The organism is Mycobacterium paraffinicum, assembly GCF_025822865.1.
Taxonomy (GTDB): domain Bacteria; phylum Actinomycetota; class Actinomycetes; order Mycobacteriales; family Mycobacteriaceae; genus Mycobacterium; species Mycobacterium paraffinicum.
This window is the reverse complement of sequence record NZ_JACKUR010000021.1, coordinates 332057-357294: the sequence shown is the minus strand read 5'-3', so window position 1 is coordinate 357294 and position 25238 is coordinate 332057. Positions and strand designations below refer to the sequence as shown.

Genomic DNA, 25238 nt, shown 5'->3' with positions numbered 1-25238 from the left:
TACACATCCGCGACATAAACTGTCGAAGTGACCGCTCGCCTGCGTCCCGAACTGGCCGGACTGCCAGTCTATGTGCCCGGCAAGAACGTGCCGGGCTCGATCAAGCTGGCCAGCAACGAGACCGTGTACGGTCCCCTGCCCAGCGTGCGGGCGGCGATCGAGCGCGCCGTTGCCGTCGTCAACCGGTATCCGGACAACGCCAGCGTGGACCTCAAGGCGGCGTTGGCCATGCACCTTGGCTCCAACGTCGCACCGGAGCACATCGCGGTCGGCAGCGGTTCGGTCACCTTGTGCCAGCAGCTGGTGCAGATCACCGCATCCGCCGGCGACGAGGTGATGATGGGCTGGCGCAGCTTCGAGTGCTACCTGCCCATCGTCCAGGTTTCCGGCGCGGCCGCGGTCAAAGTGCCGTTGACCGACCACACGCATGACCTCGACGCCATGCTCGCCGCGATCACCGACCGCACCCGGCTGATCTTCGTCTGCAATCCGAACAATCCGACGTCCACGGTGGTCGATCCGGACGCCCTGGCCCGGTTCATCGGGGCCGTGCCGCCGCACATCCTGATCGCCATCGACGAGGCCTACGTCGAATACATCCGCGACGGCATGCTGCCCAACAGCTTGGAGCTCGCGCTATCCCGCAGCAACGTCGTTGTGCTGCGGACCTTTTCGAAGGCGTACGGCCTGGCGGGCTTGCGCATCGGTTATGCGATCGGCCACCCCGACCTCATCACCGCGCTGGACAAGGTGGTGATGCCGTTCGCCGTGACGAACGTCGCGCAGGCGGCCGCCATCGCGTCGCTGGAGGCATCGCACGAACTGGCGGCCCGCACCGACGCTCTGGTGGCCGAGCGCACCCGGGTCAGCGCAGGGTTACGCGACGCCGGGTTCGCCCTGCCGCCCTCACAGGCCAACTTCGTCTGGTTGCCGCTGGGTGCACGCACCGCGGACTTCACCGAGCAGGCCGCCGACGCGCGGCTGATCGTGCGGCCGTTCGCCGGCGAGGGGGTGCGCATCACCATCGGTGCGGTGGAGGAGAATGACGCTCTGTTGCACTTCGCCCGCGAGTGGATTTCCCGCACCGAAACGTAAGGAGTGGTCCGTTGGACTTGGCGCGCAAACTGTTCACCGAGTTCAAGGAACGCGGCGGCGACATTCCCGACAGCGAGCTCGACGACTTCTGGGCGAGCCTCGAACCCGCGACGATCGAGGGGATGCTCGGCGAGTGGAAGGGCGGCGAGTTCCGCACCGGCCACCGGATGAACGGCCAGCTGGAGAAGGCGGGCTGGTTCGGCAAGACCTTCTCCTCGGCCCGCGACGTGCAGCCGCTGGTGTGCCTCGACGCCGACGGCAACAAGTTCTCCAACAAGGAGATGGGCAAGGGCGAGGCCAGCCTCTGGCTTGAAGAGTTCCGCGGGGAGGTCACCGCGACGATGGTCTACGACGGCCAACCCGTACACGACCACTTCAAGAAGATCGACGACGATGCCGTGATGGGCATCATGAACGGCAAGGGCGTCCGGGATAACGGCCGGTACTACTACTTCTACCTCGAACGGGTCTAGCGCCCGAGCCGTCGCGTGTGAGCTGACGGCTTTGAGTGTGCGTCCGGGGCGGCGACACGCCGGGCGCGGCCGCCATGGCGTCACACTCGACAAACGGGCAGGGGTCAGCGGGCCGGGTTGCGGCCGGTGAACGCGACCAATTGCTCGAGCGCAGTGGCATCTTCGGGCACGTCCACGGGGTCGTCGAACCCGGCACCGCCCCGGAGCTCCGGCCTGATGACCTTGCGGGCCAGCCCCAACACGTATTCGGACAGCGGTTCGGGCGCGTTGATCTGGTGTCCCACGGCGGCGGCGTAATCCCAAGCGTGGACCAGGAATTCGAGCGACAGGATGGCGCACGCGCCCTTGGCGGGTATCTCGCCCTTGCCGAACGGCACCGACCCGTCCAGGCCGTGGCGGTGCCAGGCGTCCAGCGCGGGCCGGGCCGCGGCGACCACCTGGCGTTCCACCGATTCGCCTTGGTCGCGCTCCGGAATCTGCGCGCCGACCATGCCGCCCAGCGCCGTGATCGAGTTCAGCAGGTGGTCGGTCAGCTGCGCGACGTCGAACTCCGCACACGGGGTCTGCCGCGACCGGTCGTCGGCCGCGATGGTGTGCAGCACCCGCTGCAACACCCCGAGCGTGTCCTCGGCGCTGTGCAGTTCGTCGGTCGGCGGTGAATCAGGGCCGGGCCGCAAATCAGGAGCCATGTTTGCCACGCTACGGTCTCGATATGGCGCAAGCATACGAATCCGTCACGGTGGAAACGAAAGATCACGTCGCCCAGGTGACGCTGATCGGGCCGGGCAAGGGCAACGCGATGGGCCCGGCGTTCTGGTCGGAGATGCCGGAGCTGTTCGCGGAGCTCGACGCCGACCCCGAGGTGCGGGCCGTCGTCATCACCGGTTCGGGCAGGAACTTCAGCTACGGCCTGGACGTGCCGGCGATGGGTGGATCGTTCACCCCGCTGCTGACCGGTGACGCGCTGGCCGGCCCGCGCGCGGTGTTCCACCGCGAGGTCAAACGCATGCAGGGCGCCATCACCGCCGTCGCGGACTGCCGGACCCCGACCATCGCCGCGGTGCACGGCTGGTGCATCGGCGGCGGCGTCGACCTCATCTCCGCGGTCGACATCCGCTACGCCAGCGCCGACGCCAAGTTCTCGGTGCGCGAGGTCAAGCTCGCCATCGTCGCCGACGTCGGCAGCCTGGCCCGCCTGCCGTACATCCTGAACGACGGCGACCTGCGCGAACTCGCGCTGACCGGCAAGGACATCGACGCGGCCCGGGCCGAGAAGATCGGCCTGGTCAACGACGTGTACGACGACGCCGACGCCACGCTGGCCGCCGCACACGCCACCTCGGCCGAGATCGCCGCCAACCCGCCGCTGGCCGTGCATGGCATCAAGGACGTCCTCGACCAGCAGCGCATAGCCGCGGTCTCGGAGAGCCTGCGCTACGTCGCCGCCTGGAACGCCGCCTTCCTGCCCTCGAAGGACCTGACCGAGGGCATCGCGGCGACTTTCGAGAAGCGTCCGCCGCGGTTCACCGGGGAGTGATTCGGCGGCACGTACCCTCGCTGGGGTGACACCAGACGGCAGAATCCGCGTCCCGGCCGACCTGGACGCCGTGACGACGATCGGCGACGAAGACCACTCCGAAATCGACAGCGCCGCCGTCGAGCGGATCTGGGGGGCCGCCCGGCACTGGTACCGGGGCGGCTTCCACCCCGCCATCCAGCTGTGCATCCGCCGGCACGGGCGCGTCGTGCTCAACCGCGCGATCGGCCACGGCTGGGGCAACGCGCCGAGCGACCCGCCCGACGCCGAGAAGGTCCCCGTCACTCCGGACACGCCGTTCTGCGTCTACTCGGCGGCCAAGGGAATGGCGGCGACCGTGGTGCACATGCTCGTCGAGCGTGGCGTCTTCTCACTCGATGACCGCGTCTGCGACTACATCCCCACCTTCACCAGTCACGGCAAGCATCGGATCACCATCCGGCACGTCATGACCCACAGCGCCGGACTTCCGTTCCCGACCGGGCCCAAGCCGGACGTCAAGCGCGCGGACGACCACGAGTACGCCCAGCAAAAGCTGGGCGAGCTGCGCCCCCTCTACCGGCCGGGGCTGGTGCACATCTATCACGCGCTGACCTGGGGCCCGCTCGTGCGCGAGATCGTCTACGCGGCCACCGGCAAGGAGATTCGCGAGATCCTCGCCACGGAGATCCTCGACCCGCTCGGCTTCCGGTGGACCAACTTCGGTGTCGCCGAGGAGGACCTGCCGCTGGTCGCGCCGAGCCACGCGACCGGCCGCCCGTTGCCGCCGGTCGTCGCGCAGATCTTCCGCAAGGCGATCGGCGGGACCGTGCACGAGATGATCCCGATCACTAACACGCCGATGTTTCTCACCACCATCATCCCGTCGTCCAACACGGTGTCGACCGCACACGAGATGTCGCGGTTCGCCGAAATCTGGCGTCGCGGTGGAAATCTCGACGGGGTGCGGGTGATGAGCCCGGAGACGATGTACGGCGCGATCAAGGAATGCCGGCGATTGCGACCGGATTTCGCGGTCGGGCTGCAACCGGCCCGGTGGGGCACCGGTTTCATCCTCGGAACGAACCGGTGGGGGCCGTTCGGGCTCAACTCACCGCACGCGTTCGGCAATCTCGGCCTGGTCAACATCGCGATCTGGGCCGACCCGGCGCGCGGCCTGGCCGCCGGCGTGGTCAGCAGCGGCAAGCCCGGGCGCGACCCGGAAGCCAAGCGCTACACCGCCCTGATGGACACGATCACCGCCGAGATCCCCACCGGTTGAGGGTGCCCCGCGGTGGGAACACTGCCGCCATGGCTACCTACCGAGTGCTCAACCCGAAAGGCGACGTCGTCGCGACGAAGGACATCGACAGCGCCGACAAGGCGCACGCGTGGTTCGCCGATGAGGCGGTCGAAGGCAACGAATTGGGCTGGCGCATGGAAGTCGAAGCCGACGGCGAATGGCGCTTCTTCGACGACAGCGAAGGCGATCGCAGCTACTAGTGTTTGCCGGCCCGGCGTCGTCGGGCGACCAAAGACATGGACTCTGAACGCTTCCGGAGGCCCCCGCCCACACCGCCGAAACGCTGGTCCGGGTCTGCGAATTGCTGCTTCGCTACGCGCCGACGCCGCTCCAGCCCGCCGGCTGAGGCCTGCGGTGGCGGAGGGATTTGAACCCCCGGACGGTGTTAGCCGTCTCTCGCTTTCAAGGCGAGTGCATTAGGCCGCTCTGCCACGCCACCACGAGTAAGGGTAACGGGGGTCGGTAGCGTGGCCACCATGCGCGCCATTGTCGCCGAATCCCCCGATCAGCTGTCCTGGCAAGACGTCCCGGACGTTTCCGCCGGGCCCGGCGAGGTGCTGATCAAGGTCACCGCGGCCGGCGTGAACCGTGCCGACCTGTTGCAGGCCGCCGGCAAATACCCCCCGCCGCCCGGCGCCAGCGACATCATCGGCATGGAGGTGTCGGGCGTCGTCGCCGAAACCGGCGAAGGCGTCACGGATTGGCCGGTGGGACAAGAGGTTTGCGCGCTGCTGGCCGGCGGCGGGTACGCCGAGTACGTCGCCGTTCCCGCCGGTCAGGTGATGCCGATTCCCTCTCGTGTCGGCCTCGTCGACGCGGCCGGGCTGCCGGAAGTGGCCTGCACGGTGTGGTCCAACCTGGTGCTGACCGCCCACCTCGGCAAGAGCCAGCTGCTGCTGGTGCACGGCGGCGCCAGCGGGATCGGAAGCCACGCGATCCAGGTTGCGCGGGCGCTGGGCGCCCGGGTGGCCGTCACGGCCGGGTCGGCGGAGAAGCTGGAATTCTGCCGCGAGCTGGGCGCCGAGCTCACCATCAACTACCGCGACGAGGACTTCGTCGAGCGGCTGCGCGAATGCGGCGGGGCCGACGTGATCCTGGACATCATGGGTGCCGCCTACCTGGACCGCAATATCGACGCCCTGGCGACGGACGGGCAGCTGGTGATCATCGGCATGCAGGGCGGTATCAAGGGCGAGCTCAACATCGCCAAGCTGCTCGGCAAGCGCGCACGGGTCATCGGCACCACGCTGCGCGCCCGACCGGTGACCGGCCCGAACAGCAAGACGGAGATCGTGCAGGCGGTGATCGGCTCCGTGTGGCCGATGATCGGCGAGGGCCGCGTCCAGCCGATCATCGGCGCCCGCATGCCCATCCAGCAGGCCGGGCAGGCGCATCAACAGCTGACGTCGAGCAAGGTGACCGGGAAGATCGTGCTGACGATCTAGCGGCCCGGCAAGGGCTCAGCCCAGGGACGCCAGCGCGCGGACCAACTGGTCCACCTCGGCCGTCGTCGAATAATGCGCCAGCCCGACGGTCACCGCGCCGCCGATGTCGTTGACGCCCAGCACGTCGAGCGCGCGGGAATTCTCGTTGGTGACGGCCAGGATCCCGTTGTCCGCCAGCCGCTGCACCACCCGCTCGGCGGGCACGCCGTTCAAGGCGAAGCTGACCACCGGGATCCGCACCTCCGGACGGCCGATCACCATGACCAACGGCAACGACCGCAACGACACCATCAGGTAGTCGAAGATCCGGTTCAGGTAGAGGCCGGCCGATTGCATCGACACCGACAGGCGTTCGCGGCGGCTACCGCGGGCGGACTCGTCGAGTGCGGCCAGGTACTCGATGCTGGCGACCACCCCGGCGAGCAGACCGAACTGGTGCGCGCCGATTTCCAGGCGCGCCGCGCCGGTCGCCTTGGGGTCCGTCGAGATGGAGCTGAACGAATTGAGCAGCGCCGGATCGCGGAACACCACCGCACCGATCGGTGGACCGCCCCACGCCAGGGCGTTCACCGCCACGACGTCGGCGTCGCTCTCCTTCACGTCGAGCAACCGGTACGGCGCCGCGGCGGAATGGTCGACCACGATCAGCCCGCCCACGTCGTGCACCAGCTTGGTCATCGCTCGCAGGTCGGTGACCGTGCCCAGCGTCCCGGACGCGGACGCGACGGCCACCAGCCTGGTCGACTTCCCGATCAGGCCCTCCCACTGCCAGGTCGGCAGCTCGCCGGTCTCGATGTCGATCTCGGCCCACTTCACCTTGGCGCCGTAGCGGTGCGCCGCCCGCAGCCAGGGGGCGATGTTGGCCTCGTCGTCGAGGCGGCTGACGACCACCTCGTAGCCCAGCCCGGCGCGCGACGAGGACGCCTCGGCCAGCGCCGACAACAGGATGGCGCGGTCGGCCCCGAGCACCACACCCGCCGGGTCCACGTTGAACAGGTCGGCCACCGCCGCCCGCGCCGCCTCCAGGATCGCGGCGCTGCGCTGCGCGGACGGGTGAGCGCCCGCCGTGGTGGCGCTGGACCTCCGGAAGGCCGTCGAAACGGTGGTCGCGACGGAATCGGGGATGAGCATCCCGGCCGGCGCATCGAAGTGCACCCACCCGTCACCCAGCGACGGATGCAGTCCGCGCACCCGGGCGACGTCGTAAGCCATGCCAGCCACCTTAGAGCTTGCGCATTTCCGCGAAACTGTGACGTAGCGGGTGCCCGAACGCTCAAGCCGTTCCAGCCGGCCGGTGGCTTCGGAGAGGCGGGACACCCGGCCAGCCATACTAGTCCAGTGGGCCTCTGGTTCGGAACGCTGATCGCATTGTTTTTGCTGATAGCGCCCGGGGCGATCATCGCGCGAATCAGCCAGCTGAGTTGGCCTGTCGCTGTCGCGGTGGGCCCGGCGCTCACCTACGGTGCGATCGCGCTGGCGATCATCCCGTTCGGTGCGGTCGGAATCCCATGGAACGGCTGGACCGCGCTGGCGACCCTGGTCGTGGTGTGTCTGGTGATGACGGTCCTGCAGCTGCTGGTCGGCCGCTACCGCGACACCGAGGCCGAAGCCCGCGGGATCGGCCGTTGGCCGGCGGTGACGGTGGCGGCCGGGGTGCTGCTCGGGTCGCTGCTGATCATGTGGGCGGCGTACCGCGGTTTGGCCGCCCATTGGCAGACCATCCCCAGCACCTGGGACGCGGTCTGGCACGCAAACGAGGTGCGGTTCATCCTCGACACCGGGCAGGCGTCCTCGACGCACATGGGCGAGCTGCGCAACGTCGAAACGCACCAGACGCTGTACTACCCGTCGGTGTTCCACGCGTGGGTGGCAGTGTTCTGCCAACTCACTGGGGCGGCGCCCACCACCGGCTACACGCTGAGCTCGGTGGCGGCCGCGGTGTGGCTGTTTCCGACCAGCGCCGCGATGCTGGCCTGGCGGCTGCTGCGCGGCACCTGGTGTGAGTGGCGCACCGCCGCCGCGGCCGCGACCACCGCCGCGCTGTCGGCGTCGTTCACCGCCCTCCCCTACGTCGAGTTCGGCGTCGCCGCGATGCCCAATCTGGCTGCCTACGGGGTCGCCGTTCCGACGTTCGTGCTGATCGCCTCGACGCTGCGGCACCGCGATCGCATCCCGGTGGCGGTGCTGGCCTTCGTGGGGGTGATGTCGGTCCACCTGACCGGCGGGTTCATCGTCGTGCTGTTCATGGTGGCCTGGTGGTTGCTGGACGTGCTGTGGCGTCCGGTGCGCGGCCGGGTCGCCGATCTCGTGACGCTCGCCGGCGTGACGACGGCCACCGGGCTGATCCTGTTGCCACAGTTCATCAGCGTCCGGCAGCAGGAAGACATCATCGCCGGGCACTCGTTCCTGACCCACCTCAGCAAGAAGCGGGGCCTGTTCGACGCCGTCTTCCAGCACTCGCGCCATCTCAACGACTTCCCGTACCAGTACGGGCTCATGTCGCTGGCGATCCTCGGCGGGATCCTCTTCGCCTACAAGAGGATCTGGTGGCCGCTGGCGGTCTGGCTGCTGTTGGTGGTGGTGGACGTCGACGCGGGAACACCGCTGGGCGGCCCGCTCGGCGCGGTGGCCGGCGCGTTCGGAGAGTTCTTTTACAAGGACCCGCGCCGGATCTCGGCGGCCATCACTCTGCTGCTGCAACCGATGGCCGGCGTCGCATTGTTCGTGATCGTCGCGGGAGTGGTCGCCGGGGCCAAGCGCGCCACCGACCGGTCAAAGCCGTTACCCGCGCCGGTCTGGACCGCGGCCACGGCCGTCCTGCTGCTGGCGACGACGGTGTTCACCGCCCGCCACTACTTCTATCGACACCTGGTCCTGTTCGGCGACAAATACGACTCGGTGATGATCGACCAACGCGACCTGATGGCGATGGCCTACCTGGCCACGCTTCCGGGCGCGCACACCACCGTGATCGGCAACGCCAACACCGACGGCACCGCGTGGATGTACGCCGTCGCCGACCTGCATCCGCTGTGGACCCATTACGACTACCCCCAGCAAATGGGCCCCGGACCCAACCGGTACATCTTCTGGGCCGGCGCCCGCAAGGGAGAGTCCGATCCGCGGGTGGTCGAGGCGATTAAAGCGCTCAATATCCGGTACATCTACACCAGCACGCCGACGGTCCGGGGCTTCGCCGTGCCCGACGGACTAGTGTCACTGGATAAATCGAAGTCGTGGGCGCTGATCTACGACAATGGTGGAGCCCGAATCTACGAATGGCGCGGAAACGGCGCGGCGCCGCACTCTTAGTCCGCAAAGGATGGTGATGGATTGACTACCCGCAACGACGACGATGGCATCGAGATCATCGGCGGCGGCGACCCGCGGCTCACGGCGGTAACGGAGGACGACTCCGACGAGCGCTCCCTGACCGATCTGGTTGAGCAGCCCGCCAAGGTGATGCGCATCGGGACGATGATCAAGCAACTGCTCGAGGAGGTGCGCGCCGCGCCGCTCGACGAGGCCAGCCGCAACCGCCTGCGCGAGATCCATGCGACGAGCATCCGCGAACTGGAAGAGGGCCTGGCGCCGGAACTCCGCGAAGAGCTCGACCGCCTCACCCTGCCGTTCAACGAGGACGCGGCGCCCTCCGACGCGGAATTGCGCATCGCCCAGGCCCAGTTGGTCGGCTGGCTGGAGGGGCTGTTCCACGGCATCCAGACCGCGCTGTTCGCCCAGCAGATGGCCGCCCGCGCGCAGCTGGAGAACATGCGCCAGGGCGCGCTGCCCCCCGGCGTCGGCAAGCCGGGCGCGTCCGGGCACGGCCAGTACCTGTAAGCGAAACACGGTGGCGGGTCCTCACATCGAGACGCACAACGCGTGGGTGGAATTCCCCATTTTCGACGCGAAGTCGCGCTCCCTGAAAAAAGCCTTCCTGGGCAAGGCGGGTGGCACGATCGGCCGCAACAGCTCCAACGTGGTGGTCGTCGAGGCGTTGCGCGACATCACCATGTCGCTCGAGTTGGGCGACCGGGTCGGCCTGGTCGGTCACAACGGGGCCGGGAAATCGACTCTGCTGCGCCTGCTTTCGGGCATCTACGAGCCCACCAGGGGCTGGGCGAAGGTCACCGGCCGGGTTGCACCGGTCTTCGATCTGGGCGTCGGCATGGACCCGGAGATCTCCGGTTACGAGAACATCATCATCCGCGGGCTGTTCCTCGGGCAGACCCGCAAGCAGATGCTGGCCAAGGTGGACGAGATCGCCGAGTTCACCGAGCTCGGTGACTACCTGTCGATGCCGCTGCGCACCTACTCCACCGGCATGCGGGTACGGCTGGCGATGGGGGTCGTCACCAGCATCGACCCGGAGATACTGCTGCTCGACGAAGGCATCGGCGCGGTTGACGCCGACTTTCTGAAGAAGGCGCAGTCGCGGCTGCAGGGCCTGGTGGAGCGGTCCGGAATCCTGGTGTTCGCCAGCCATTCCAACGAATTCCTGGCCCGATTGTGCAAGACCGCGATGTGGATCGACCACGGAGTCATTCGGCAGACCGGCGACATCGAAGACGTGGTGCGCGCCTACGAGGGCGAGGACGCGGCCCGCCACGTGCGCGAAGTACTGGAGGAGACCCGCCTGCAGGGCCGCACCGACGAACCGCTGGCGCAGAGCGCATCCGGGGATGAGTGAATCCATCATCGCCGTCGTGGTCACGCACCGGCGCGCCGACGAACTCGCCAAGTCGCTGGACGTGCTCAGCGCGCAGACCCGGCCGCCAGATCAGCTGATCGTCGTCGACAACGACGGTGGCGCGGACGCCCGGATCCCTGAACTGGTTGCCGCCCAGCCGGTATCGACGACCTACCTGCCCTCCCGCCGAAATCTCGGCGGTGCGGGCGGTTTCGCGCTCGGCATGCTGCACGCGCTGGCCCAGGGCGCCGACTGGGTGTGGCTGGCCGACGACGATGGTCGCCCGCAGGACTCCCGGGTGCTGGCCACGCTCCTGGCCTGCGCCGAGAAGCACGGCCTGGCCGAGGTATCGCCGATGGTGTGCAACTCCGACGACCCGGAAAGGCTGGCGTTCCCGTTGCGCCGTGGCCTGGTATGGCGCAGGCGCACAAGCGAATTGCGCACCGAAGCGGGACAGGACCTGTTGCCCGGGATCGCGTCGCTGTTCAACGGCGCGCTGTTCCGGGCGTCCACCCTGGATGCGGTCGGCGTACCGGACATGCGGCTGTTCATCCGCGGCGACGAGGTGGAGTTGCACCGCAGGCTGGTTCGGTCCGGCCTGCCATTCGGCACCTGCCTGGACGCGATCTACTTGCATCCGTGCGGATCCGACGAGTTCCGCCCGATTCTGGGCGGCCGCATGCACACCCAGTATCCCGACAACCCGACGAAGCGGTTCTACACCTACCGCAACCGCGGCTACCTGCTGTCACAGCCGGGCCTGCGCAAGCTGCTGGTCCAGGAGTGGGTTCGGTTCGGCTGGTACTTCCTGATCACCCGCCGCGACCCCAAGGGGCTGGCCGAGTGGATTCGGTTGCGCCGCTTGGGGCGTCGGGAGCAGTTCGGCAAACCGGGAGGCTCCACTTGACATTCATCGACGCCGCCGCCCAGTCGCGGACCTTCACCCGCGCCCGGGGCGATCTGGTTGCAGGCTTCCGCCGGCACGAGTTGTGGCTGCACCTGGGTTGGCAGGACATCAAGCAGCGCTACCGCCGCTCCGTGCTGGGGCCGTTCTGGATCACCATCGCGACCGGCACCACCGCCGTCGCCATGGGTGGCCTGTATTCCAAGCTGTTTCACCTCGAGCTCTCCGTGCACCTGCCGTACGTCACGCTCGGGCTGATCATCTGGAACCTCATCAACGCGGCCATCCTCGAGGGCGCCGACGTCTTCGTCGCCAACGAGGGGCTGATCAAGCAGTTGCCGACGCCCCTGTCGGTGCACGTCTATCGAATGGTGTGGCGGCAGATGATCTTGTTCGCGCACAACATCGTGATCTACGCCGTCATCGCGGTCATCTATCCCAAGGCGTGGTCGTGGGCGGACCTGTCGGTGATCCCGGCGCTGGGTCTGATCGTCCTCAATTGCATATGGGTGTCACTGTGTTTCGGCATCCTGGCGACCCGCTACCGCGACATCGGTCCCCTGCTGTTCTCCGTCGTGCAGTTGCTGTTCTTCATGACGCCGATCATCTGGAACGACGACACGTTGCGGCAGCAGGGCGCGGGGCGCTGGTCGAAGATCGTCGAGCTCAATCCGCTGCTGCACTACCTCGACATCGTTCGCGCCCCGCTGCTGGGCGCCCATCAGGAGCTGCGGCACTGGGCCGTGGTGGGGGTGCTGACGGTCGTCGGCTGGGTGCTGGCGGCGTTCGCGATGCGGCAGTACCGCGCCCGGGTGCCGTACTGGGTGTAGCCCGGCGACGATGCGCCGCGTCCGCGGCGTGCGGAGCCGTGCAATCGATGTAGCTCACATGAGCGGGGGCAGCGGATTCAGCCAGTCCAGTGAACCGTCGGTCTGCCCTTTGTATTGCGGGCAATAGGCGGACACGGAAGCGCCGACGAAGAACCCGGCTTGTCGCGCCGAGAGGTTGGCCTCCTTCATCACCTTCATCGCCAGGACGCTCGACTTCTGATTTCTGTCGAGTCCGGCGCACACACTGCGGGCCATCGCGATCGCGGTGCCCGGGTCGTTGAGCACGATCCCGTTATCCGCAAGGGCCCCCAAGAAGGCGTCGTCGGGCGGGTCCGCCGACGCCGGGGCCGCGGAGAACAGCGCGGCAACCAACAGCAGAGCCGCCATCGGTGGCGCCCACTGCCAACGACCGACGTACATGGCTACCACGATAGGCACCCGCCGCGATCGGGGACGGCTCCGAGAATTCTTTGAGGATCCCGCAAGGCGTGCCCCGGAGGCTGGGCCCATGCGCAACACCATCTTCGTCGACGGCGACCGCGTGGCCACCGTGCACCGCGCCGACGCGCCACTGGGCCGCACGGCCAGATTCCACCTGCGCAGGTTGTTCGACAGCCTGCCCTGCTGCCATCGCTCGTGGGCCAATCAAGGCAAACGTTTCTTCCTGCACGGCTACGAGCGGACCTTCGACATCGAGTTCGCTTGTGCCGAAACCGAAGCCGGCACCGACGCGGTGATCGACGAGGGCACCCTCGACGAGGTCAGGGCGGCACTGCGCGACCAGTTCGACCACACCACGCTGATCGCGGTCGACGACCCACAGCGCGATCTGTTCGAGCTGCTGGCCGACCGCGGGGTCATCGACCTGCGGATCATGGACGACACCGGGATGGCGGGCACGGCCGCCTGGACGTTCGAAACGGTCGAAGCCATCGTCGGGCTGGCAACCGGCGGCCGGGTCTGGGTGTCCCGGATAAAGGCCCGGGAGAGCCGTAACAACGTCGTCACCCTCACGGCGGGGCCCGTTTAGACGAAACACAACGCCCGCATTGCCGATGCGGGAGTATGCGTTCGTGAGCGACGCCGCGGCAATCGGCTGTGTTGGGACGTTGACCGTGGCAACCCGCGGGAACCGTGGCGCCGGCGAGGTGCTGGTCACCGTGCGGGGCGCCAAGGAGGCCTTCCTGGCGTGGTCCGACGACCCCCTGCCGAAGGGCGCCGAGGTGCTGGTGGTCGAGGTCAGGGGCACCCGGACGGTGGTCGTCGAGCCCTGGCGGGGCCTGCCTGATCCGAATTGACCGCCCGGATCGCCCGAGATACAACAGCGAAACCCGAAAAGGAGTCCCCATGCTCGGTTACAAGGTGCCCGCCCCCGACGAGGCGATGCTCATCTCCGGTGCCCGCACCAAGAGCAACGCCCCGTTCCGCGTCGTGACCGGCCACGGCGCGTTCATCCTGCCCGTCTTCCGCAAGGCCCGATTCCTGACGCTGGCCATGTGCGAGGCCGAGGTCGCCGAGAAGTGCGTGACCCAACAGGGCATCACCCTCAACGTCCGCGCGGTGATCGCCTTCAAGGTCGGCAACGACACCGAGAGCATCATCAGCGCGGCACAACGATTCCTGTCCGAGCAGGACCAGATGTCCGTGCTGACCGGCCGGATCTTCGCCGGACACCTGCGCTCGATCATCGGGTCGATGACTGTCGAGGAGATCATCCGGGAGCGCCAGAAACTGGCGACCGAGGTCCTCGACGGGTCCAAGGAAGAGATGGCCCGCATCGGGTTGACCGTCGACGCCCTGCAGATCCAGTCCATCGACGACGACGGCCTGGGCTACATCGACGCCATGTCGGCACCGCACAACGCCGCGATCCAGCAGCAGGCGCAGATCGCGCAGGCGCAGGCCAACCAGCTGGCCGCCGAAGCCGAGCAGGAGTCCCAGCGCAAACAGGCCGAATTCGCCCGCCAAACCGCCATCGTCAAGGCGCAGTACAAGGCCGAGGTGGACAAGGCTCAGGCGGAAGCCGCACAGGCCGGGCCGCTCGCCGAGGCCGAGGCCCAGCGCGAGGTGCTGCAGATGCGCACCGAACTGGCTCAGCGCGCCGCCGAGCTGCGCCAGCAGGAGCTGGTCGCCGAGGTGGTCAAACCCGCCGAGGCCGAGGCCGAACGCGTCCGGATCCTGGCCGTCGCCGACGCGGAGAAGATGAAGGTCCAGGCGGAGGCGGCGGCGTCGCACAACCGGGTGGCCCTGGACAAGGCGCTCATCGACCAGCTGCCCGAGATCGTGGAGAAGGCGGCCCGGGGGCTCGCCAACGCCAACGTGACCGTGCTCAACGGCGCCGAAGGGCTCACCGAGGTGGCCAGCGGCCTGGTCGCGCAGGGCAGGGCCATCTTCGACGCCCTGCGGGGCACCGTCGACTACTACGAGGACGAGGACGGCGCACCGCCGCTCACCACGAACTCCGACTCCGGCTCCGCCGGCCACTGAGTGGGACCCGCCGCTTACCCGATAATGGTGGCGGCCGCCTCGTCGTGGTGCGACACTGGAACGCCACTTGAGCAAACGGGGCGAAAGGTCCACCGACGTGAGCAAAAAGGTCCAATCAGCAGCGGATGCGGCGCGGGCGAACCTGGCCGCTGAGCTGGAGCGGCTACGGCAGCGGCGGGACCGCCTGGAGGTCGAGGTCAGGAACGACCGCGGCATGGTGGGCGATCACGGCGACGCGGCCGAGGCGATTCAGCGCGCCGAGGAGCTGGTTGGGCTCAGCGATCGGATCAATGAGCTGGACCGACGCATGCGGACCGGGCCTTCGCAGCCCGACGCATCGGAGACGTTGCCGGGTGGCACCGAGGTGACCCTGCGGTTCTCCGACGGAGAAGTGGTGACCATGCACGTGATCTCCATCGTGGAAGAGACCCCGGTCGGCCGGGAAGGCGAAACTCTGACGGCGCGCAGCCCCCTGGCCCAGGCCCTGGCCGGACACAAGGCGGGCGACACGGTGACCTACTCGACCCCGCAGGGCGAGGATCAGGTCGAGCTGATATCGGTCAAGCTGCCCCGTTAACGCGTCCCGACGGGTCCCGGCATGCCCCGGCGGCCCCGTTAAACTCCCCCCAATGGTTGCCCCGCTGCCCGACGCCGCGCCGCCGAGCCCGCAGTTGAGTCTGACGACACAGGTGACGCGGTTCGTCGTCACCGGCGGCCTGGCCGGGATCGTGGACTTCGGGCTGTACCTGGCGCTGTACAAAGCCGTCGGCGTCCAGGTCGACCTGGCCAAGGCCGCCAGCTTCGTCGTCGGCACCATCACCGCCTACCTGATCAACCGCCGGTGGACGTTCCGGGCCGCCCCGAGCACCGCGCGGTTCGTCGCGGTCATGGTTCTGTACGGCATCACCTTCGCCGTGCAGGTCGGGCTCAACCATCTCTGCCTTGCGCTTTTGCACTACCGCGGGTGGGCGATACCCCTCGCGTTCGTGATCGCGCAGGGCACCGCGACCGTGATCAACTTCATCGTGCAGCGGGCGGTAATCTTCCGCATCCGCTGAGCCGACGTCTGCAGGCGGTACCCTCTGTGACGATGTTGAGCACCGACGTTCCGACCACCACCACCCGGCTGACCGGCTTCGGCCGCACCGCCCCGTCGGTGGCCGAGGTGCTCATCACCCGCGACCCCGAGGTGATCGCCAAGGCCGTCGCCCGGGTGGCCGAATCGGGCGGCCCCAACGGCCGGGGCGTCATCGCGCGTGGGCTGGGCCGGTCCTACGGCGACAACGCGCAAAACGGCGGCGGCCTGGTGATCGACATGACGGGCCTCAACCGGATCCACTCGATCAGCGCCGACACCCGGCTGGTCGACGTCGACGCGGGCGTCAGCCTGGACCAGCTGATGAAGGCGGCGCTTCCGTTCGGGCTGTGGGTTCCGGTGCTGCCGGGCACCCGTCAGGTCACCGTCGGCGGCGCGATCGCCTGCGACATCCACGGCAAGAACCACCACAGTGCGGGCAGCTTCGGCAACCACGTGCGCTCGATGGACCTGCTCATGGCCGACGGCAGCGTGCGCACCCTGACCCCCGACGGTGACGACGCCGAGCTGTTCTGGGTCACCGTGGGCGGCAACGGCCTGACCGGGATCGTCCTGCGCGCGACCATCGAGATGACGCCGACCGAGACGGCCTATTTCGTCGCCGACGGGGTGGCCACCAAGGACCTCGACGAAACGGTCGCCGTGCACCTCGACGGCAGCGAGGCCAATTACACCTATTCCAGCGCCTGGTTCGACCTGATCAGTCCGCCCCCCAAGCTCGGCCGGGCCGCCGTCAGCCGCGGCAGCCTGGCGAAGCTGGACCAACTGCCCAAGAAGCTGGCCAGGAATCCGCTGAAATTCGATGCGCCACAACTGTTGACGGTGCCAAACGTATTTCCCGTCAGCGCGATGAACAAGCTTTCCTTCATGGCGATCGGCGAGGTGTACTACCGGCTGGGCGGCAACTACACCGGCAAGATCATGAACCTGTCGCAGTTCTACCACATGCTCGACCTGGTCAGTGGTTGGAACAACGCTTACGGCCCAATGGGTTTCGCGCAACACCAGTTCCTCGTCCCGCCGGACGCGATGGACGAGTTCAAGGCCATCATCCGCTGGATCCAGACCCGCGGCCACTACTCGGCGCTGAACGTGTTCAAACTGTTCGGGCCGGGCAACCGCGCGCCGCTGAGTTTCCCGATGGCCGGCTGGAACGTCGCGATGGACTTCCCCAACAAGCCGGGTATCAATGAGTTCCTCAACGAACTCGACCGGCGCGTAATGGAATTCGGCGGCCGGGTGTACACCGCCAAGGATTCCCGCACGAGCGCCGAGACCTTCCACGCCATGTACCCGCGCATCGACGAGTGGATCGCGGTGCGCCGCAAGGTGGATCCCGCCGGGGTCTTCGCCTCGGACATGGCCCGACGTTTGGAGCTGTTGTAAATGGTGCGCCAATGGTTTTAGATGCCGTGGGAAATCCCCAGACCATCCTGCTGCTCGGCGGGACCTCCGAGATCGGGCTGGCCATCTGTGAGCGCTACCTGCAGAACGCGCATGCCCGCATCGTGCTGGCCGCCATGCCCGACGACCCGGGCCGCGACGCCGCCGTCGCCCAGATGAAGGCGGCGGGCGCCCGGTCGGTGGAGCTGATCGACTTCGAAGCCACCGACGCCGACAGCCATCCGAAGACGATCGAGGCGGCCTTCGCCCACGGTGATGTCGACGTGGCGATCGTCGCCTTCGGCATTCTCGGTGATGCCGAAGAGCTGTGGCAGGACCAGCGCAAGGCCGTCTTGGCCGCCGAAATCAACTACACCGCCGCCGTTTCGGTAGGCGTGCTGCTCGGCGAGAAGATGCGCGCCCAGGGCTTCGGCCAGATCATCGCGATGAGCTCGGCCGCCGGGGAGCGGGTGCGTCGATCCAACTTCGTCTACGGCTCCACCAAGGCGGGGTTGGACGGCTTCTATCTGGGGCTCGGAGAAGCTTTGCGCGAGTACGGCGTTCGCGTCCTGGTTATCCGCCCGGGTCAGGTTCGTACCCGGATGAGCGCGCACGTCAAGGAAGCGCCGCTGACCGTGGACAAGGAGTACGTCGCCAACCTCGCCGTGACCTCCGCCGCAAAAGGTAAGGAATTGGTTTGGGCGCCAGCAGCATTCCGCTACGTGATGATGGTGTTGCGACACATCCCGCGGAGCGTCTTCCGCAAGCTGCCAATCTGATCATGCGCAACGCGCTGGCCGGCCTGGGCCAGATGGCGGTCGCGGTGGCGGTGGCCGTCGCGGTCGCGGTGGTCTCGCTGGCCGCCATCTCCCGCGTGCAGTGGCCGGCCTTCCCGTCGTCCAACCAGTTGCACGCGCTGACCACCGTGGGGCAGGTCGGCTGCCTGGCCGGCCTGGTCGCCGTGGGCTGGGCATGGGGGCGCTCCGGCAGGTTTCGGTGGCTCGCGCAGCTGGGCGGGCTGGTGTTCGTGTCCGCGTTCACCGTGGTGACGCTGGGCATGCCGCTGGGCGCGACCAAGCTGTACCTGTTCGGCATCTCCGTCGACCAGCAGTTCCGCACCGAATACCTGACCCGGCTCGCCGACAGCCCCGCCCTGCGCGATATGACCTACATCGGGCTGCCGCCGTTCTATCCCCCGGGCTGGTTCTGGATCGGCGGGCGCGCCGCGGCCTTGAGCGGAACACCGGCCTGGGAGATCTACAAGCCGTGGGCCGTCACCTCGATCACGATCGGGGTGGCCGTCGCCCTGGTGCTGTGGTGGCGGATGGTCCGCTTCGAGTACGCGTTGATCGTCACCACCGCGACGGCGGCGGCGACGCTCGCCTACGGCTCGCCCGAGCCCTACGCGGCCATGATCACCGTGCTGCTGCCGCCGGTGCTGGTGCTGACCTGGTCGGGTCTGCGCGGCGGTGACCGCAACGGCGGCTGGGCCGCCGTGATTGCTGCGGGCCTATTCCTGGGCTGGACGGCCACCTGGTACTCGCTGCTGCTGGCCTTCAGCGCGTTCACGGTGTTGCTCATGGCGCTACTGCTGGCCGGAGCGCGCTGGCGGTGCGGCGGCTTCGGGGCCGCGCTCGACCCGCTGCGCCGGCTGGCCCTCATCGCGGTCATCGCCGCGGCCATCGCGAGCACCACCTGGCTGCCGTTCCTGTTGCGGGCGGTCCGCAGCCCGGTCAGCAACTCCGGCAGCGCCTTTCACTACCTACCGGCCGACGGCGCCGTGCTGACCTTCCCCATGCTGCAGTTCTCCCTGCTCGGCGCGGTCTGCCTGCTGGGCGCCCTGTGGTTGGTGGTGCGGGCCGGTTCCTCGGTGCGGGCGGGGGCCCTGGCCATCGGGGTGCTGGCGGTCTATTTGTGGTCGCTGCTGTCGATGCTGACCACGCTGGCGCGCACCACGCTGCTGTCCTTCCGGCTGCAGCCGACGTTGACCGTGCTGTTGGTGGCCGCCGGGGCGTTCGGCTTCGTGGAGGCCGTCGGGGCGCTGTCCGCGCGCGGGCGGGCCGTCCTGCCCGTCGCCGGCGCCGTGGGCCTGGCCGCCGCGATCGCGTTCAGCCAGGACATCCCCGACGTGCTGCGGCCGGATCTCACCATCGCCTACACCGACACCGACGGCAACGGCCAGCGCGGCGACCGCCGGCCGCCGAGTTCGGAGAAGTTCTACCCCGACATCGACCACGCCATCGCGACCGTGACCGGCAGGCCCCGCGACCAGACCGTCGTGATGACCGCCGACTACAGCTTCCTGTCCTTCTATCCCTATTGGGGATTCCAGGGGTTGACGTCGCACTACGCCAACCCGCTCGCGCAGTTCGACCTGCGGGCCGCCCAGATCAACAAGTGGTCCAAGCTCAAGTCGGCCGACGACCTCATCCACGCGCTCGACACCTGCCCCTGGCCGCCGCCCACGGTGTTTCTCATGCGCCGCGGCGCGAACGGCAACTACACGCTGCGGCTCGCCGAGGACGTGTATCCCAACCAGCCCAACGTCCGTCGCTACACCGTCGACCTGCGGGCCGCCCTCTTCGACAGCCCGCAGTTCGTCGTGCACAGCGTCGGCCCGTTCGTGGTGGCCATCCGCAAGCCCCCGACAAGCCGCTCATGAGCACCGACACCTCGCCGCCCAGCGTCGAAGAACTAGCATCTACCACCGTGACCGACACGGGAGCGAACCACCGGATCACTCGGTTGGTTGCCACCGTCGCCGGGCTGCTCGGGGCCCTGCTGGCCATCGCCACCCCGCTGCTGCCGGTCAACCAGACCACCGCACAACTCAACTGGCCGCAGAACGGCAACTTCGAGAGCGTGGACGCGCCGCTCATCGGCTACGTCGCCACCGACCTCAACATCACCGTGCCGTGCCAGGCCGCCGCCGGGCTGGCCGGCCCGGCGAATACGCCGAAGACGGTGCTGTTGTCGACGGTGCCCAAGCAGGCCCCCAAGGCCGTCGACCGCGGGCTGCTCATCCAGCGCGCCAACGATTACCTGGTGGTGGTGGTGCGCAACGTCGCGGTGGTGACCGCCCCGCTGAACCAGGTGCTCAGCCCCGCCTGTCAGCGGTTGACCTTCACCGCGCACGCCGACCGCGTCACCGCCGAGTTCGTCGGGCTCACCCAGGGACCCAACGCCGAGCATCCCGGCTCGCCGCTGCGCGGCGAGAAGAGCGGCTATGACTTCCGGCCCCAAATCGTCGGCGTGTTCACCGATCTGGCGGGGCCGGCGCCGCCGGGCCTGAGCTTCTCGGCAACCGTCGACACCCGCTACAGCAGCAGCCCCACCCAACTGAAGATGGCGGCGATGATCCTCGGGGTCGTCCTGACCGCCGCCGCCCTGGTCGCGCTGCACCTGCTCGACACCGCGGACGGCACCCGGCATCGCCGCTTCCTGCCGTCCCGGTGGTGGTCGGTCGGCGGCCTGGACGCCCTGGTGATCGCCGTGCTGGTGTGGTGGCAGTTCGTCGGGGCCAACACGTCCGACGACGGCTACATCCTGACCATGGCCCGGGTTTCCGAGCACGCCGGCTACATGGCCAATTACTACCGCTGGTTCGGCACGCCGGAGGCCCCGTTCGGCTGGTACTACGACCTGCTGGCGTTGTGGGCCCACGTCAGCACCGCCAGCATCTGGATGCGGTTGCCCACCTTGGCCATGGCGCTGACGTGCTGGTGGGTGATCAGCCGTGAAGTCATGCCGCGCCTGGGGCACGCCGTGAAGCTGAACCGCGGTGCGGCGTGGACGGCGGCCGGCATGTTCCTGGCCGTGTGGCTGCCGCTCAACAACGGCCTGCGGCCCGAGCCGATCATCGCGTTGGGCATCCTGCTGACCTGGTGCTCGGTGGAACGCGCGGTGGCCACCAGCCGGCTGCTGCCGGTGGCGGTCGCCTGCATCATCGGTGCGCTGACGCTGTTTTCCGGGCCGACGGGTATCGCCTCGATCGGTGCGCTGCTCGTCGCGATCGGGCCGCTGCGGACCATCCTGCATCGCCGGTCCAAGCGGTTCGGCGCGCTGCCGCTGGTGGCGCCCCTGTTCGCCGCGGTCACCGTCACCGCCATCCTCATCTTCCGCGACCAGACCCTGGCCGGTGAGGTTCAGGCGAGCATGCTCAAGCGTGCCGTCGGCCCCAGCCTGAGCTGGTTCGACGAACACATCCGCTACGAGCGGCTGTTCATGGCCAGTCCCGACGGGTCGGTCGCCCGCCGCTTCGCCGTGCTGGCGCTGGTTTTGGCGCTCGGGATCACGGTCGCAATGTCGTTGCGCAAGGGCCGGATTCCGGGCACGGCCGCCGGGCCGAGCCGCCGCATCGTCGGGATCACCATCATCTCGTTCATCGCGATGATGTTCACTCCCACCAAGTGGACCCACCACTTCGGGGTGTTCGCCGGGCTGGCCGGGCCGCTGGGCGCGCTGGCCGCGATCGCCGTGACCTCCGTGGCGATGCGATCCCGGCGCAACCGCACCATGTTCGCCGCCGTCGTGCTGTTCCTGGTGGCCTTGTCCTTCGCCAGCGTCAACGGCTGGTGGTATGTGTCCAATTTCGGTGTGCCATGGTCGAATTCGTTCCCGGCGTGGCACTATGCCTTCGCCACCGCGCTGCTCGGGCTGACCGTCGTGGTGCTGCTGCTGGCGGCCTGGTTCCACTTCGTTTCGCTGAACGACGGGCCGCCCAGGACCCGGTACGGGGCCCGCATGGCCGGAATCGTTCAGTCCCCGTTGGCAATTGCGACGTGGCTGCTGGTGGTGTTCGAGGTGGCGTCGCTGACCCTGGCGATGACCGCCCAGTACCCCGCGTGGACGGTCGGCCGCTCCAACCTCGAGGCGCTCACCGGCAAATCCTGCGGACTGGCCGAGGACGTGCTGGTGGAACAGGATCCCAACGCCGGCGCCCTGTCGCCGGTGAGCGCCACGGTGGGTGACGCCCTGGGCGCGGGCCTCTCGGAAGCCTTCACGCCCAACGGGATTCCCGCGGACGTCCGCGCCGACCCCGTGATGGAGCGTCCGGGTGACCGCAGCTTCATCAACGACGACAAGCTGGTCACCGGCGCCGAGGCCGGCACCGAGGGCGGCACCACTCCGGCGCCCGGAATCAACGGTTCGGTTGCCCAGCTGCCCTACAGCCTCGATCCGTCGCGCACCCCCGTCCTGGGCAGCTGGCGGCCCGGCATCCAGGTGCCCGCCCACCTGCGGTCGGGCTGGTACCGACTGCCCAGCCGCGACCAGGCGCGGCCGCTGTTGGTGGTCAGCGCGGCCGGCCGTTTCGATCCCCGCGAGGTCCAGGTCCAGTGGGCCACCGATGAAGAAGCGGCGCACGGACACCCCGGGGGGTCGTTCCAGCTCGCCGATGTGGGGGCCTCCCCGGCCTGGCGCAACTTGCGGTTGCCGTTGTCGGCCATCCCCAGCGGCGCCACCCAGATCCGGTTGGTCGCCGACGACGAAGACCTGGCGCCGCAGCACTGGATCGCGCTCACACCGCCGCGGATTCCGCAGCTGCGCACGCTGCAGGACGTGGTGGGGTCGCGAGACCCGGTGTTCCTGGACTGGCTGGTCGGGCTGGCGTTCCCCTGCCAGCGGCCGTTCGGCCACCAGAACGGCGTCGACGAGACGCCGAAATGGCGCATCCTGCCGGATCGTTTTGGCGCCGAGGCCAACTCGCCGGTGATGGACAACAACGGCGGCGGACCCTTGGGCGTCACCGAGCTGCTGGTAAAGGCGACCACCATGGCCACCTATCTCAAGGACGACTGGTCGCGAGACTGGGGCTCGCTGCAACGGCTGACGCCGTATTACGCCGATGCGCAGCCCGCCCGCCTGCAGCTCGGCACGGCAACGCGCAGCGGCCTGTGGAATCCAGCGCCCCTGCGCAAGACCTAGCCGTCACAACCCGGGCAGGCAGTTGATGAACGGGATGCACGGAGGCGACGGCGGCCGCGGCGGTGGAAACCCTTCGATGATGATCGAATTGGTCACCGGGCTGTTCTGATCGAAATACCAAGGGTGGCAGACGTTTCTGTCCCAGTTCGGCATATTCTTGAGCTCCGGTGAGCCCGGGCACCATTGATAGGTGCAGCTATTCGTGGGGCTCGGCCCGTGGCTTGGGTCCTGGCACACCATCGGGGCGGGCTGAGCGTGGCCGGTTCCCACGACCAGGCCCGAACCGACCACGGCGAAGCCGCCCGAAAGCAATGCACCAGCGAGCACCCGCTTTGTGTTTTTCATACCGCCAGTGCAGGCGGTCGGGGGCGCTACCGATCCCAAGGTCGCGGGCGACCGGCCGGTGGCCACGGTCTTCCGGGTGCCGGCCCGTCTCGGGTCGAGGCATGCGCCGTCGGCCGCCTTCTCAGCTGTGTAATCGCGTGACATCGCCTTTCGCCCTTTCTCGGACGGTGACGCCGTCGATCAGTATCCGCCTGTAGCGACCCGGTCGGGTGGGTAATGGGCTACTCGAGCCGGCGTATCGGGGAGGCGTTGCCGCTCACCATTGGTAAGTGTACACTTACGGTTCGTGGTGACTTACCAAGCCGACGGAGATGCGTGGGACGCCCTGGCGGACCGGACGCGGCGGGCCATCTTGGAGCGGCTTGCACACGGCCCGGCCGCCGTCGGCGAACTGGCGCGGCATCTGCCCGTCAGCAGGCCGGCCGTTTCGCAACACCTCAAGGTGCTCAAATGCGCGGGACTGGTGCGTGACCGCGCGGCAGGAACCCGTCGCGTCTACCAACTCGACCCGACGGGCCTCGAGGCATTGCGCGCCGACCTCGACCGGTTCTGGGCGCAGGCACTGGCCGGCTATGCCCGAAAGATCGACGAGAGTAAAGGAGACGACCTGTGACGCAACGGATCCCGAACGTTACGCACGACGTCGTCGTCAACGCGCCGATCGAGCGCGCATTCGCCGTCTTCACCGAACAGTTCGGCGACTTCAAACCCCGGGAGCACAACCTGCTGGCCGTCCCGATCGCCGAGACGGTCTTCGAGCGCCGGGTCGGCGGCCACATCTACGACCGCGGCGTCGACGGCAGCGTGTGTCGCTGGGCGCGGATCTTGGTCTACGAGCCGCCTCACCGCCTGGTGTTCAGCTGGGATATCGGCCCCACCTGGCAACTGGAACCCGACCAGTCGAAAACCAGCGAAGTCGAGGTGCGCTTCACCGCCGAGTCCGGCGAGCGCACCCGCGTCGATCTCGAGCATCGCCACCTGGACCGCCACGGACCCGGATGGGAATCCGTCGCCGAGGGCGTCGACGGTGACGCGGGCTGGCCGCTGTATCTGGACCGCTATGCCCGCCTGCTGCTCGGGGCCCCGCAATGACGGCCACAATGATGAGCATGGCCCGCGACGAGCGGGCCGACCTGGCGGATTTCCTGGCCACCCTGACGCCGCAGCAGTGGGACGCCCCCAGCCTGTGCTCGGAGTGGACCGTGAAAGACGTTGTCGCGCATGTGGTCAGCTACGAAGAGCTCGGGCCGCTGGGGCTGGTGAAGCGCTTCGCCAAAGGCTGGGTCGTCCGGGCCAACCAGGTGGGTGTCGACGAATTCGCCGACCTGAGCGCCCGCCAGCTGCTCGACTTTCTGCGTGCTCATCTCCAACCACGTGGGCTCACAACAGGTTTCGGCGGAATGATCGCGCTCGTCGACGGCACCATCCATCACCAAGACATCCGCCGCGCGCTGGGCCGGCCGCGCAGTGTGCCGGCCGATCGGCTCGAGCGGGTCCTCGGCGTGGTGCCGGGCAACCCCAGGCTCGGCGCCGGCCGCCGGATCAGGGGCCTGCGCCTGCGCGCAACCGACGTCGACTGGGAACACGGCCACGGGCCGGAAGTCACCGGGCCCGGTGAGGCCCTGCTGATGGCGATGTCCGGCCGCCCCGCGGCGCTCGCCGACCTCGCCGGCCCGGGCCTGGACACACTGGCCGCCCGGCTGCCCCGCTGAGGCCGCGCGGGCCCGCGCGGCCCCGCGTCCTCAG

27 protein-coding genes and 1 tRNA gene are annotated in these 25238 nt (G+C 68.4%); 23 read left to right on the top strand and 5 right to left on the bottom strand.

All coding sequences use genetic code 11. The features are described from left to right. The first annotated feature begins 27 nt into the window (after window positions 1–27). Window positions 28–1095 (top strand): histidinol-phosphate transaminase, encoded by a 1068-nt coding sequence (hisC, locus tag H7J89_RS10250; RefSeq protein ID WP_264043097.1) that lies wholly within the window; start codon window positions 28–30, stop codon window positions 1093–1095. Window positions 1096–1106: 11 nt separating this feature from the next. Continuing rightward, window positions 1107–1568 (top strand): DUF4334 domain-containing protein, encoded by a 462-nt coding sequence (locus H7J89_RS10245; RefSeq protein WP_264043095.1) that lies wholly within the window; start codon window positions 1107–1109, stop codon window positions 1566–1568. Between the two features lie 104 nt (window positions 1569–1672). On the opposite strand, the gene H7J89_RS10240 is transcribed toward H7J89_RS10245, so the two are convergent. Next, window positions 1673–2257: a TIGR03086 family metal-binding protein gene (locus H7J89_RS10240; protein ID WP_264043093.1), complete on the bottom strand. Its 585-nt coding sequence runs from the start codon at window positions 2255–2257 to the stop codon at window positions 1673–1675. 23 nt (window positions 2258–2280) lie between these two features. Here H7J89_RS10240 and H7J89_RS10235 point away from each other — a divergent pair, with 23 nt between their 5' ends. Genes H7J89_RS10235 through H7J89_RS10225 form a run of 3 tightly spaced genes read left to right on the top strand, consistent with a single transcriptional unit; the run spans window position 2281 to window position 4587 of the window. Further along, on the top strand, window positions 2281–3105 hold the full coding sequence (locus H7J89_RS10235; protein WP_264043091.1) for a crotonase/enoyl-CoA hydratase family protein: 825 nt from the start codon (window positions 2281–2283) through the stop codon (window positions 3103–3105). 25 nt (window positions 3106–3130) lie between these two features. Further along, window positions 3131–4366, top strand: coding sequence for a lipase LipE (gene lipE, locus H7J89_RS10230; RefSeq protein WP_264043089.1), 1236 nt, complete (start codon window positions 3131–3133; stop codon window positions 4364–4366). Between the two features lie 29 nt (window positions 4367–4395). Then, window positions 4396–4587: a hypothetical protein gene (locus H7J89_RS10225; RefSeq protein WP_264043087.1), complete on the top strand. Its 192-nt coding sequence runs from the start codon at window positions 4396–4398 to the stop codon at window positions 4585–4587. Window positions 4588–4739: 152 nt separating this feature from the next. Here H7J89_RS10225 and H7J89_RS10220 read toward each other — a convergent pair. Then, window positions 4740–4826, bottom strand: a tRNA-Ser gene (locus H7J89_RS10220). 37 nt (window positions 4827–4863) lie between these two features. Here H7J89_RS10220 and H7J89_RS10215 point away from each other — a divergent pair. Beyond that, a complete protein-coding gene (locus tag H7J89_RS10215) occupies window positions 4864–5832 on the top strand; it encodes an NAD(P)H-quinone oxidoreductase (protein WP_264043085.1) in 969 nt (322 codons plus the stop codon). A gap of 15 nt (window positions 5833–5847) precedes the next feature. Here H7J89_RS10215 and H7J89_RS10210 read toward each other — a convergent pair whose 3' ends face one another. Then, entirely contained in the window at window positions 5848–7044 is a 1197-nt protein-coding gene (locus H7J89_RS10210; RefSeq protein ID WP_264043083.1) for a cysteine desulfurase-like protein, read from the bottom strand. Between the two features lie 126 nt (window positions 7045–7170). Here H7J89_RS10210 and H7J89_RS10205 point away from each other — a divergent pair, with 126 nt between their 5' ends. The 5 genes from H7J89_RS10205 to wzm are packed head-to-tail and all read left to right on the top strand — an operon-like array spanning window position 7171 to window position 12256. Next, the gene (locus H7J89_RS10205; protein ID WP_264043081.1) at window positions 7171–9144 is read left to right on the top strand and encodes a DUF6541 family protein; all 1974 of its coding nucleotides are present in this window, start codon (window positions 7171–7173) and stop codon (window positions 9142–9144) included. 21 nt (window positions 9145–9165) lie between these two features. After that, the gene (locus H7J89_RS10200; protein WP_264043079.1) at window positions 9166–9672 is read left to right on the top strand and encodes a bacterial proteasome activator family protein; all 507 of its coding nucleotides are present in this window, start codon (window positions 9166–9168) and stop codon (window positions 9670–9672) included. A gap of 10 nt (window positions 9673–9682) precedes the next feature. Further along, window positions 9683–10522 (top strand): galactan export ABC transporter ATP-binding subunit Wzt/RfbE, encoded by an 840-nt coding sequence (wzt, locus tag H7J89_RS10195; RefSeq protein ID WP_264043077.1) that lies wholly within the window; start codon window positions 9683–9685, stop codon window positions 10520–10522. Then, complete coding sequence (gene glfT1 / locus H7J89_RS10190; protein ID WP_264043075.1) at window positions 10515–11429, top strand: galactofuranosyltransferase GlfT1; 915 nt, start codon at window positions 10515–10517, stop codon at window positions 11427–11429. The genes wzt and glfT1 overlap by 8 nt, the downstream gene beginning before the upstream one ends. Then, a complete protein-coding gene (gene wzm / locus H7J89_RS10185; RefSeq protein WP_264043073.1) occupies window positions 11426–12256 on the top strand; it encodes a galactan export ABC transporter permease subunit Wzm/RfbD in 831 nt (276 codons plus the stop codon). The genes glfT1 and wzm overlap by 4 nt, the downstream gene beginning before the upstream one ends. A 54-nt stretch (window positions 12257–12310) precedes the next feature. Here wzm and H7J89_RS10180 read toward each other — a convergent pair whose 3' ends face one another. Beyond that, a complete protein-coding gene (locus H7J89_RS10180) occupies window positions 12311–12676 on the bottom strand; it encodes a DUF732 domain-containing protein (RefSeq protein ID WP_264043071.1) in 366 nt (121 codons plus the stop codon). 88 nt (window positions 12677–12764) lie between these two features. Between H7J89_RS10180 and H7J89_RS10175 the strand changes: the two genes are divergently transcribed. The 9 genes from H7J89_RS10175 (at window position 12765) to H7J89_RS10135 (ending at window position 23147) form a co-directional block, all read left to right on the top strand. Next, the gene (locus tag H7J89_RS10175) at window positions 12765–13286 is read left to right on the top strand and encodes a 6-carboxytetrahydropterin synthase (protein ID WP_264043069.1); all 522 of its coding nucleotides are present in this window, start codon (window positions 12765–12767) and stop codon (window positions 13284–13286) included. Window positions 13287–13329: 43 nt separating this feature from the next. Next, entirely contained in the window at window positions 13330–13554 is a 225-nt protein-coding gene (locus tag H7J89_RS10170) for an NfeD C-terminal domain-containing protein (protein WP_264043067.1), read from the top strand. A gap of 49 nt (window positions 13555–13603) precedes the next feature. Continuing rightward, window positions 13604–14743: an SPFH domain-containing protein gene (locus tag H7J89_RS10165; RefSeq protein ID WP_264043065.1), complete on the top strand. Its 1140-nt coding sequence runs from the start codon at window positions 13604–13606 to the stop codon at window positions 14741–14743. A gap of 97 nt (window positions 14744–14840) precedes the next feature. Then, entirely contained in the window at window positions 14841–15320 is a 480-nt protein-coding gene (locus H7J89_RS10160; protein ID WP_067948290.1) for a GreA/GreB family elongation factor, read from the top strand. Between the two features lie 52 nt (window positions 15321–15372). Continuing rightward, a complete protein-coding gene (locus H7J89_RS10155) occupies window positions 15373–15801 on the top strand; it encodes a GtrA family protein (protein WP_264043062.1) in 429 nt (142 codons plus the stop codon). Window positions 15802–15833: 32 nt separating this feature from the next. Continuing rightward, window positions 15834–17225 carry a decaprenylphosphoryl-beta-D-ribose oxidase gene (dprE1, locus tag H7J89_RS10150; RefSeq protein WP_264043060.1) on the top strand — a complete coding sequence of 464 codons (1392 nt, stop codon included), beginning with the start codon at window positions 15834–15836 and terminating at the stop codon, window positions 17223–17225. Between the two features lie 11 nt (window positions 17226–17236). After that, on the top strand, window positions 17237–18001 hold the full coding sequence (gene dprE2, locus H7J89_RS10145) for a decaprenylphospho-beta-D-erythro-pentofuranosid-2-ulose 2-reductase (RefSeq protein ID WP_264043058.1): 765 nt from the start codon (window positions 17237–17239) through the stop codon (window positions 17999–18001). A gap of 2 nt (window positions 18002–18003) precedes the next feature. Continuing rightward, window positions 18004–19884 carry a galactan 5-O-arabinofuranosyltransferase gene (locus H7J89_RS10140; protein WP_264043056.1) on the top strand — a complete coding sequence of 627 codons (1881 nt, stop codon included), beginning with the start codon at window positions 18004–18006 and terminating at the stop codon, window positions 19882–19884. Next, window positions 19881–23147 carry an arabinosyltransferase domain-containing protein gene (locus H7J89_RS10135; protein WP_264043054.1) on the top strand — a complete coding sequence of 1089 codons (3267 nt, stop codon included), beginning with the start codon at window positions 19881–19883 and terminating at the stop codon, window positions 23145–23147. Before H7J89_RS10140 ends, H7J89_RS10135 begins: the two co-directional genes overlap by 4 nt. A 3-nt stretch (window positions 23148–23150) precedes the next feature. On the opposite strand, the gene H7J89_RS10130 is transcribed toward H7J89_RS10135, so the two are convergent. Continuing rightward, complete coding sequence (locus H7J89_RS10130; protein ID WP_264043052.1) at window positions 23151–23492, bottom strand: hypothetical protein; 342 nt, start codon at window positions 23490–23492, stop codon at window positions 23151–23153. Window positions 23493–23778: 286 nt separating this feature from the next. On the opposite strand from H7J89_RS10130, the gene H7J89_RS10125 reads away from it, so the two are divergent. Genes H7J89_RS10125 through H7J89_RS10115 form a run of 3 tightly spaced genes read left to right on the top strand, consistent with a single transcriptional unit; the run spans window position 23779 to window position 25204 of the window. After that, on the top strand, window positions 23779–24105 hold the full coding sequence (locus tag H7J89_RS10125; protein WP_264043049.1) for an ArsR/SmtB family transcription factor: 327 nt from the start codon (window positions 23779–23781) through the stop codon (window positions 24103–24105). Next, entirely contained in the window at window positions 24102–24584 is a 483-nt protein-coding gene (locus tag H7J89_RS10120) for an SRPBCC family protein (protein WP_264043047.1), read from the top strand. Before H7J89_RS10125 ends, H7J89_RS10120 begins: the two co-directional genes overlap by 4 nt. Continuing rightward, on the top strand, window positions 24581–25204 hold the full coding sequence (locus tag H7J89_RS10115) for a maleylpyruvate isomerase family mycothiol-dependent enzyme (RefSeq protein WP_264043044.1): 624 nt from the start codon (window positions 24581–24583) through the stop codon (window positions 25202–25204). Before H7J89_RS10120 ends, H7J89_RS10115 begins: the two co-directional genes overlap by 4 nt. Window positions 25205–25238 lie beyond the last annotated feature (34 nt).

Bases quoted from the DNA above. Each gene is read 5' to 3' on its own strand.
- dprE2 (WP_264043058.1), top strand. From the start codon at position 17,237: ATGGTTTTAGATGCCGTGGGAAATCCCCAGACCATCCTGCTGCTCGGC.
- H7J89_RS10235 (WP_264043091.1), top strand. From the start codon at position 2,281: ATGGCGCAAGCATACGAATCCGTCACGGTGGAAACGAAAGATCACGTC.
- dprE1 (WP_264043060.1), top strand. From the start codon at position 15,834: ATGTTGAGCACCGACGTTCCGACCACCACCACCCGGCTGACCGGCTTC.
- H7J89_RS10130 (WP_264043052.1), bottom strand. From the start codon at position 23,492: ATGAAAAACACAAAGCGGGTGCTCGCTGGTGCATTGCTTTCGGGCGGC.
- H7J89_RS10180 (WP_264043071.1), bottom strand. From the start codon at position 12,676: ATGTACGTCGGTCGTTGGCAGTGGGCGCCACCGATGGCGGCTCTGCTG.
- glfT1 (WP_264043075.1), top strand. From the start codon at position 10,515: ATGAGTGAATCCATCATCGCCGTCGTGGTCACGCACCGGCGCGCCGAC.
- H7J89_RS10210 (WP_264043083.1), bottom strand. From the start codon at position 7,044: ATGGCTTACGACGTCGCCCGGGTGCGCGGACTGCATCCGTCGCTGGGT.
- H7J89_RS10225 (WP_264043087.1), top strand. From the start codon at position 4,396: ATGGCTACCTACCGAGTGCTCAACCCGAAAGGCGACGTCGTCGCGACG.
- H7J89_RS10215 (WP_264043085.1), top strand. From the start codon at position 4,864: ATGCGCGCCATTGTCGCCGAATCCCCCGATCAGCTGTCCTGGCAAGAC.
- H7J89_RS10165 (WP_264043065.1), top strand. From the start codon at position 13,604: ATGCTCGGTTACAAGGTGCCCGCCCCCGACGAGGCGATGCTCATCTCC.
- H7J89_RS10240 (WP_264043093.1), bottom strand. From the start codon at position 2,257: ATGGCTCCTGATTTGCGGCCCGGCCCTGATTCACCGCCGACCGACGAA.
- H7J89_RS10115 (WP_264043044.1), top strand. From the start codon at position 24,581: ATGACGGCCACAATGATGAGCATGGCCCGCGACGAGCGGGCCGACCTG.
- H7J89_RS10135 (WP_264043054.1), top strand. From the start codon at position 19,881: ATGAGCACCGACACCTCGCCGCCCAGCGTCGAAGAACTAGCATCTACC.
- H7J89_RS10155 (WP_264043062.1), top strand. From the start codon at position 15,373: ATGGTTGCCCCGCTGCCCGACGCCGCGCCGCCGAGCCCGCAGTTGAGT.
- H7J89_RS10175 (WP_264043069.1), top strand. From the start codon at position 12,765: ATGCGCAACACCATCTTCGTCGACGGCGACCGCGTGGCCACCGTGCAC.
- H7J89_RS10140 (WP_264043056.1), top strand. From the start codon at position 18,004: ATGCGCAACGCGCTGGCCGGCCTGGGCCAGATGGCGGTCGCGGTGGCG.